The sequence below is a fragment of the Aneurinibacillus danicus genome, from assembly GCF_007991215.1.
Taxonomy (GTDB): domain Bacteria; phylum Bacillota; class Bacilli; order Aneurinibacillales; family Aneurinibacillaceae; genus Aneurinibacillus; species Aneurinibacillus danicus.
Genome location: NZ_BJXX01000068.1, coordinates 58720 through 66935 on the forward strand (window position 1 = coordinate 58720; position 8216 = coordinate 66935).

Consider the following 8216-nt stretch of genomic DNA (forward strand, 5'->3'; position numbering starts at 1 on the left):
TTGATGGGCATGTGGTGTTACTCCTTTAAGAGAGAAGAAGCGCGTCACTAGTAGGCTGTTGACCCAGCTCTTCCCTTTTGCAGACGAACGGGGGGAGGGTTGCGGAATCGGCCCTCTTTTTGTATATGTAGAAGGAAAGGGAGGATGAGGACGGTGAAATTGGAGAATCATCTGCTTTCCATACTGGAATCGTTGCATGACGCCGTATTGGTCGTTAGCAAGGACGGTACGATTGTATATGTAAATACTGCTTACTCCGTGCAGTTTGGCGTTCCGGCCCACAAGATTATCAACCGGAAGATCAGTGAAGTGGAGCCGCAGGCACGCATTCTTGAAGTGCTGAAGACCGGGCAGCCGTTAATTAATGATTACAGTTACTTGCACTCGCTTAATATTCATGTCTTTGCCAATATTACACCCTTAATGGAAAAAGGCGAACTTATCGGCGTCGTTACGATTATGAAAGACATCAGTGAATTCTACGCGCTTCAAGAGGAGTTAAACCGATATAAGACTTATTCGACGCAATTAGAAGAGCAGTTGAACAAGCGGATTTTTTCTCTGCTGGAAAGCCATGCGCCCGGAATGCGGCAAGCGGTCAATATTGCCAAAAAAGTGGCCAGTTCTGATGCGACTGTATTGTTGTTCGGAGAAACCGGTGTCGGCAAAGAAGTGTTTGCCCGTGCCATCCACGAAGCAAGTCCGCGGGGAGACAAGCCGTTTGTCGCTATCAATATGGCATCGCTGCCGGAGTCGCTGTTCGAAAGCGAGTTGTTTGGTTTTGAAGAAGGCGCATTTACCGGATCGCGCAGGGGAGGAAAGAAAGGTTTGTTCGAGCTAGCCAACGGCGGTACGCTGTTCTTAGATGAAATCGGTGAACTTACGCCATTTCTTCAAGCGAAAATTCTCCGGGTTCTTCAGGAGAAGTCGTTTATTAAAGTGGGGGGAACAACAACGCATCCGCTCAATGTACGCATCATCGCCGCGACCAATAAAAATTTGCAGCAAATGATGCGGGAAGGGAAGTTCCGTGAAGATTTATACTATAGACTGAATATTGTGCCGATTACCATCCCTCCGGTACGGGAACGCAAGCAGGATTTACCGATTCTTATTAATAACATTCTGGGGGAGTTGCGTGCCAAATATAAGAAGCAGGTAACGGTGACACAGGAAGTGTATGAGATTTTTGAATGCTATGATTGGCCGGGGAATGTGCGGGAATTGAGCAATGTACTGGAACGGATGATTGCCATCTGCACAAAATCGTATTTTATACCGGAAGATATCCCGCCTTTTGTGCGCGAAGGAACCAGCTTGAACGAGAATCCGGTCCGTAGTACAGCGCGGAACGACGAGAAAGCGATGAATCTGCCTGGTATCATTGAAAGAACGGAGAAAGAGATGCTGGAAGAAGTATTAAAAACCAGCCGGACACGAACCGAGGCCATTCAGAAGCTTGGCATTAGCCGTAAAGCATTCTACCGGAAGTTAAAAAAGTACAACATTAAATAAAGAAAGTTTGTATCTAATAGAAACAAAAGTAGAAAAAAGAAACAAAGTTATATCCTAAAGAAACTATAATTTGCTTCTTTGTTTTATATAATACCCGGCCGAAGCGGATAAAAATGTATTTTAAACATTGGCATTATTATTGCTAGATTGAAATTACGGAGTAAGAAATCAAAGTCATTTTCTATGGAGGTGCGAAGCAGTGAAAGTAACGTGGGAGCTTACGAATCGATTGGGTCTAATCACCATTGATGCGCCGCCGGTAAACGCGTTGAATAAGGAATTCTTCGAGCAGATGGACGGAATTTTACATAGCATCGGCGACGACTGTGATGTTGTTATTATTGCCGGTGCAGGAGAAAAAGCATTTGTCGCAGGTGCAGACATTAAAGAATTTCCGGAGCTTGGAGAAGAGCAGGGCGTGGAGCTCTGCAGACGGGGGCAGGCTCTTTTCCAGCGCATCGCCGACTTGCCGCAGCCGGTTATTGCGGCGATTGACGGATTTGCGCTAGGTGGCGGGTTGGAATTGGCGCTGGCATGCGACTTCCGAGTAGCCAGCCGCAAATCACAGCTCGGCCTTCCGGAAGTAAAGCTGGGCATCATTCCAGGCTATGGTGGTACACAGCGTCTTGCACGGCTCGTAGGGCCTGGCAAAGCTAAACAATTGATTTTCTCGGGTGAATTTGTTTCCGCTGAAGAAGCGTACCGTATCGGATTGATAGAGCAGCTGGTGGATGAGAACGCTCTCGAAGAAGCGAAGAAATGGGCGGAAACCATCATGAAACGCGGACCGATTGCCGTAAAAACAGCGAAACGTGTCATCGACCAGGGACTTGCGACTTCACTTGCGGAAGGACTTGAATTGGAAGCGCGGGGATTCGGCGAAATCTGCCGTACGGAGGATAAGAATGAAGGGGTTGCCGCTTTCTTCGAGCGCAGGGAGCCCAATTTCCAAAATAAATAATCAAAGAAAGCAGAGGGAGATATGAGATGGCAAAAAAAATCGGGATAATCGGATTTGGCACAATGGGATCGGGTATTGCCCAGGCAGCGGTAGAAGCGGGATATGAAGTCGTAGCCGTAGAGCAGAAGCAGGAATTCTTCGACCGTGGACTATCCGGCATTCAGAAAAACTGGAGCCGCAGCATTGAGAAAGGACGTCTGACAGAAGAGAAGAAACAACAACTGGAAGGCGCGCTTACCACGACGGTCGAGTGGAGCAGCTTAAAAGACGTAGACTTCATTATTGAAGCGGTCAGCGAGAACATGGAATTAAAGAAAGAACTGTTCAAAAAGCTGGATGAAATCGCCCGTGAGGACATCATCATTGCGACGAATACTTCTGGATTGAGCGTAACGGAAATTGCCAGCGTGACAAAGCGCCCGGAAAAAATTATCGGCGTTCATTTCTTCAATCCGGTACCGGTAATGAAATTAGTAGAGCTGATTCGCGGCCAGAGTACGGCAGAAGAAACATACCAGGAAGCGAAAGCGCTCGTAGAAGCGATGGGCAAAGAAACGATCGACGTAAAAGAAGCCCCGTTATTTGCGGTAAATCGAATTCTCGTACCAATGATCAATGAAGCGATTTTCGTATTGATGGAGGGTACGGCAAGCGCAGAAGACATCGACAAAGGCATGAAACTGGGCGCCAACCATCCGATCGGACCGCTGGCGCTGGCCGATTTAATCGGTCTCGATACCCTTCTGTATGTTCAGGATTCTTTGTATGAAGAAACGCAGGACTCCAAGTACCGCAGTGCTCCGCTTCTCCGCAAGCTCGTGCGTGCGGGCCATCTGGGACGCAAAACGGGCAAAGGATTCTACGATTATACGAAAGGCGCGAAGTAAGATGAGCTTTGCATTAACGGAAGAGCAGAGAGAGATTCAGCAGGGGATTCATAAGCTGGCGCAGGAGCGAATTAAGCCGCGTGCGGCGGAAATTGATGAAAAGGGCGAGTATCCGTTTGATATCAAAGATTTATTGAGTGAATACGGCTATATCGGCGCTAACCTGCCGGAAGAGTACGGCGGAGCAGGCCTGGATTTGTTGAGCTATTGCCTGATCGTCGAGGAAATAGCGCGAGTATGTGCATCTTCCTCCCAGATTGTCACGGTGCAGGAGCTCGGCTCGCTGCCGGTATTGCTCAGCGGCAATGAAGAACAGAAACAGCGCTTTCTTCCTGATTTGGCTGCCGGGAAAAAATTGGCCTGCTTCGGCCTAACCGAGCCGAGCGCCGGATCGGACGTTAAAAGCATGAAAACCCGGGCGGAGAAAGACGGAAAATACTACCGCCTGAACGGACAGAAATGTTTTATTACCAATGGCAACATTGCCGATGTCTATACTGTTTTTGCCAAGACGGATAAAGGCATCACTGCTTTCCTCATCGAAAAAGGAACGCCGGGCTTGATTGTAGGCAAAATCGAGAAAAAGATGGGGATTAAAGGCTCGCCGACCGCCGAACTTTTCTTTGAGGATTGCCGGGTGCCGGAAGAGAATGTTATCGCCGAAGAGGGTCAGGGTTTTCTGGTCGCGATGAAGACGCTGGATAAGACGCGTCCGGGCATCGGGGCACAGGCGCTTGGCATCGCCCAAGGCGCGCTGGACGTTTGTCTTGAGTATGTAAAGGAGCGCGAGCAATTCGGTCGTCCGATTGGCTCTTTCCAGGGCATTCAGTTTATGCTGGCAGACATGGCAACGCAAATCGAAGCGGCGCGAGGTCTTGTATACCGGGCGGCCAGTGCGCTGGATAACCTGGACAGCACGGGCAAAGACCCTTCCATGATGCGCCTGGCTTCCATGGCGAAAGTATTCGCATCCGATGTGGCGATGAAAGTAACGACAGATGCGGTACAGATACTGGGCGGGTACGGATACATTCAGGAGTTCCCTGTTGAGCGCATGATGCGCGACGCAAAAATCACCCAGATTTACGAAGGAACAAACCAAATTCAGCGCGTGGTTATTTCAAAATCTATTATGTAGGAGGGCAATCATGAGCGTATCCGGACAACTTCCGTTTGTGCTGATTCACGGCGCGGGCGGCACGAAAGCCAAATTTCGCGGTCTTGAAGAAAAACTTAAGGACGCTTCCTGCATCGTGCTTGATTTACCGGGCCACGGCGAGAATGCAGACCAGAGCCGCTGCAAAACGATTGAGGAATACGCCGAATGGGCCAATGAACAGATTGGTGACCAGGAAGTTATTGTAGTCGGGCACTCAATGGGCGGCATGATTGGCATCGAGATGGCGGCCCACAATCCGAATGTAAAAGGACTCGTGCTGAATGCCAGCCATTATGAAATGCCGGTTCATCCGAAAATTCTCGAGGATCTGGCAAAAGGCACGTTCCCGGAATTTTTGTTTAAAGCTTCCTATGGCAAGGAAGCTTCAGCAGAGCTGCTGGACGAAGAGCAAAAGCAGCTTTCCTGGGTAGACACGCCGGTTGTGCATGACGATTTCTATGCCTGCAACGAATATAAAGGCGCTGACATTTTTGCAAAGCTGAATGTTCCCATTCTGGCCGTATATGGATCGGAAGATAAGCTGTTGCCGAAAGGTGCTGCCGAGAAAGCGGCTGAGCAGAACGGCAGTGTGCGGACAAGAACGATTGCCGGTGCCGGCCACTACATTATGCTCGAAAAGCCGGAAGAGTTTGCTAAGGCTTTGCTCGAGTTTCGCGAATCGCTCCTTGCCAGAGCGTAAGCAGTAAGTCATACATCCCTCTGCCTTTTTACAAGGCGGGGGGCTTTCTATTTTCTTAATTTATGACTCTCCCACATCACAGGCCAAGATGCAGGGAAAGATAAGGTATAATAAGTGAGGGGATTATGAGGATAGAAAAGAAGATCAGCGTATTGTTAAGTGCATACGTACAGAATTTGTTTACTATATAAACTTTGATTAAAGTAAGGAGTGCGGCGATTGTCTACACAACAGGAGTCTATGCAACCTTTTGTTTTCGTTATTTTTGGTGCGACAGGTGATTTGGCTAAGCGTAAACTGTTTCCTGCTATCTATAGCCTGTATCGCGATGGTCATTTGACTACGGACTTTGCGGTCATTGGTGTGGGAAGAACGAAGATGGACAACACACAATTCCGCGTCTCTGTCAAAGAATCGATTAATGAGTTTAGCCGTCTGTCTTTGCGGGAAGGAGAAGAATGGGATCGATTCGCTGCACGCTTCGATTACATAACGCTTGATATCAAAGATGCGGATGCTTATGCTTCCCTGCTCTCCGCGGTTGAAGCGAGGGAGAGAGAGATGAATCTTCCGGGCAACCGCATGTTTTATCTGGCGATTGCACCGCAATTATTCGGACAGGTGGCGGACAGCCTTAAGCAGAGTGGACTTACAAATACAGTGGGCTGGAAGCGATTGGTCGTCGAGAAACCGTTCGGGCATGATTACACTTCCGCAAAAGAGCTAAATGAAGAGATTAAACGTTCATTCACAGAAGAAGAAATCTATCGAATTGATCATTATTTGGGCAAAGAGATGGTGCAGAACATCCAGGTTATCCGCTTTGCCAATTCCATGTTCGAGCCGCTCTGGAACAACCGGCACATCGATAACATTCAAATTACGGCCAGTGAGACCGTAGGTGTTGAGGATCGCGCTTCGTACTATGATGATGCAGGAGCCCTGCTTGATATGGTGCAGAATCATATGCTGCAGATGGTAATGATGGTCTGCATGGAACCGCCGAGCCGCCTGAAAACGGAAGCGATTCGCGACGAGAAAGTAAAAGTGATGCGTGCCTTGCGCCGTTACAGCGAAGAAGAGGTGGATACATACGTCGTGCGCGGTCAGTACACAGAAGGTAAGAGCAAAGGCTCCTCCCTTGTCGGATATCGGGAAGAGCCAAACGTCAACCCGGCGTCCACTACGGAAACATTTGTCGCGGCACGGTTATTTATTGACAATTTCCGGTGGGCGGAGGTCCCGATTTATATCCGGACAGGTAAGCGGATGCCGGAGAAAGTAACGGAAATCGTGATTCAGTTTAAAGAGCTTCCGAAACGATTATATTTTAATAAAAATAACGATTTGATTCCAAACCTGTTAATCTTTCGCATTAACCCGAATGAAGGCATTACACTGCTGCTGAATGCCAAGAAGCAGGGAGCGGATAGCCAGGTGGTGCCGATTGGCATGGAATACTGCAATGATTGCGAGGATACATCTCCTGAAGCGTATGAAAGTCTGCTGCATGATGCTATTCTAGGCGATTCTACTTTCTTTACGCGTTGGGATGAGGTGTCTTTGGCCTGGAAGTTTATTGATCCCATCCGCCGGGCATGGGACCGTGAACCCCACTCGCTGACGGAATACGAGGCAGGCACATGGGGGCCGGCGGAATCACATGAGCTGTTAAGAAGAGAAGGCAAGAGATGGTGGACCGGTGGAGACGATGGGGAACGGGAAACGTTTAAAGCGGTGGAGCAGCCGAAATACCGGAAAGGAGAGACCCGTTAAATATGTATAAAGTATACGATATATCCATGCCGATTTATCATGGTATGGTTACTTATAAAAACAAGCCGGAGAAGCAGCCAAACATTCGCGTCGTGCAAGACTTCAATCAGACCTCAGCGTATGAGTCGCGGATTGATATGGATATGCACACAGGTACACATGTTGATTCTCCGCTGCACATGCTGCCGAACGGGGGTACAATGGAGAGCATCCCGATTGAACGTCTGGTTGGTCCTTGCCGGGTGCTGGATTTGACGGAGGCTCAAGATAAAATCACACGGGCAGATTTGGAGCGGTTCGCACCGAAAAAGGGAGACTTTTTATTGCTGAAAACCCGCAATTCGCTGACGGACGATTTCGGATCCGGATTTGTATTCCTTGCCGGAGACGGAGCAGAGTATTTGGCGGAAGCGGGAGTGCGGGGCGTAGGCATCGACGCACCCGGCGTGGAACGCGACCAGTCCGGCCATCCAACGCATAAAGCCCTATTTGGTGTGGATAGTGTTATTGTCGAAGGACTCCGGCTTGGCGAGGTGCCGGAAGGTAACTATTTCATGGTTATCGCACCTATTAAGGTGTTGGAAACCGAAGCTGCACCGGCCCGCGCCCTGCTGTTTTCCGGACTAACGGTAGAGAGTGAGTAATGCAATTTGACACCGGGCGAAAGAAATTGCGAGAATAAAGCGTAACCAACAAAAAGAAAAGTTACGGTGGGATGAATGAACGACGAATATTACATGGGGCTTGCGATTGAAGAGGCCAAAAAAGCGGAAGCGCTGGGTGAAGTGCCGATTGGAGCGGTAGTCGTACGGGACGGTCAGGTGGTGGGCCGAGGATATAATCTGCGTGAGACGGCCAAAGATCCGCTGGCTCATGCCGAACTCATCGCCATAAAACAAGCAAGCGAAACGATGGGCGGCTGGCGGCTGATCGGGGCTACGCTGTATGTAACGCTTGAACCGTGTCCGATGTGCGCGGGAGCGATTGTTCAGGCGCGCATACCGCGAGTGGTATACGGAGCGATGGACCCGAAAGCCGGGTGTGCGGGCAGCCTGATGAATCTGCTTCAAGAAGAGCGGTTCAATCATCAGGTGGAGATGGTTCAGGGCATATGCGAAGCGGAATGCAGTGCACTGCTCAAAGACTTCTTCCGTGCTCTGCGCGAGCGGCGAAAGAAGAAAGCGACTGAGTAAAATACCGGATGTTTTCTGTGAAAAT

The 8216-nt window shown here is 49.3% G+C and carries 8 protein-coding genes; all 8 read left to right on the forward strand.

Annotation, left to right across the window (positions count from 1 at the left end; translation table 11 throughout):
• Nucleotides 1-144 precede the first annotated feature (144 nt).
• The 8 genes from ADA01nite_RS08415 (at nt 145) to tadA (ending at nt 8191) form a co-directional block, all read left to right on the forward strand.
• Complete coding sequence (locus ADA01nite_RS08415) at nt 145-1515, forward strand: sigma-54 interaction domain-containing protein (RefSeq protein WP_246147267.1); 1371 nt, start codon at nt 145-147, stop codon at nt 1513-1515.
• Nucleotides 1516-1714: 199 nt separating this feature from the next.
• Nucleotides 1715-2476: an enoyl-CoA hydratase/isomerase family protein gene (locus tag ADA01nite_RS08420; RefSeq protein WP_146809505.1), complete on the forward strand. Its 762-nt coding sequence runs from the start codon at nt 1715-1717 to the stop codon at nt 2474-2476.
• Nucleotides 2477-2502: 26 nt separating this feature from the next.
• Nucleotides 2503-3363 (forward strand): 3-hydroxybutyryl-CoA dehydrogenase, encoded by an 861-nt coding sequence (locus tag ADA01nite_RS08425; RefSeq protein WP_146809506.1) that lies wholly within the window; start codon nt 2503-2505, stop codon nt 3361-3363.
• Nucleotide 3364: 1 nt separating this feature from the next.
• Nucleotides 3365-4501 (forward strand): acyl-CoA dehydrogenase, encoded by a 1137-nt coding sequence (locus ADA01nite_RS08430; RefSeq protein ID WP_146809507.1) that lies wholly within the window; start codon nt 3365-3367, stop codon nt 4499-4501.
• Nucleotides 4502-4511: 10 nt separating this feature from the next.
• Nucleotides 4512-5222: an alpha/beta fold hydrolase gene (locus ADA01nite_RS08435; protein WP_146809508.1), complete on the forward strand. Its 711-nt coding sequence runs from the start codon at nt 4512-4514 to the stop codon at nt 5220-5222.
• 240 nt (nt 5223-5462) lie between these two features.
• The gene (gene zwf / locus ADA01nite_RS08440) at nt 5463-6998 is read left to right on the forward strand and encodes a glucose-6-phosphate dehydrogenase (protein WP_146809515.1); all 1536 of its coding nucleotides are present in this window, start codon (nt 5463-5465) and stop codon (nt 6996-6998) included.
• Between the two features lie 2 nt (nt 6999-7000).
• Nucleotides 7001-7642: a cyclase family protein gene (locus ADA01nite_RS08445; protein ID WP_146809509.1), complete on the forward strand. Its 642-nt coding sequence runs from the start codon at nt 7001-7003 to the stop codon at nt 7640-7642.
• Between the two features lie 75 nt (nt 7643-7717).
• Entirely contained in the window at nt 7718-8191 is a 474-nt protein-coding gene (gene tadA / locus ADA01nite_RS08450; protein WP_146809510.1) for a tRNA adenosine(34) deaminase TadA, read from the forward strand.
• Nucleotides 8192-8216 lie beyond the last annotated feature (25 nt).

What these genes read in the sequence shown, in the direction of transcription:
- ADA01nite_RS08445 (WP_146809509.1), top strand. Translation starts at nt 7,001, where the DNA reads ATGTATAAAGTATACGATATATCCATGCCGATTTATCATGGTATGGTT.
- ADA01nite_RS08435 (WP_146809508.1), top strand. Translation starts at nt 4,512, where the DNA reads ATGAGCGTATCCGGACAACTTCCGTTTGTGCTGATTCACGGCGCGGGC.
- tadA (WP_146809510.1), top strand. Translation starts at nt 7,718, where the DNA reads ATGAACGACGAATATTACATGGGGCTTGCGATTGAAGAGGCCAAAAAA.
- ADA01nite_RS08425 (WP_146809506.1), top strand. Translation starts at nt 2,503, where the DNA reads ATGGCAAAAAAAATCGGGATAATCGGATTTGGCACAATGGGATCGGGT.
- ADA01nite_RS08430 (WP_146809507.1), top strand. Translation starts at nt 3,365, where the DNA reads ATGAGCTTTGCATTAACGGAAGAGCAGAGAGAGATTCAGCAGGGGATT.
- zwf (WP_146809515.1), top strand. Translation starts at nt 5,463, where the DNA reads ATGCAACCTTTTGTTTTCGTTATTTTTGGTGCGACAGGTGATTTGGCT.
- ADA01nite_RS08415 (WP_246147267.1), top strand. Translation starts at nt 145, where the DNA reads ATGAGGACGGTGAAATTGGAGAATCATCTGCTTTCCATACTGGAATCG.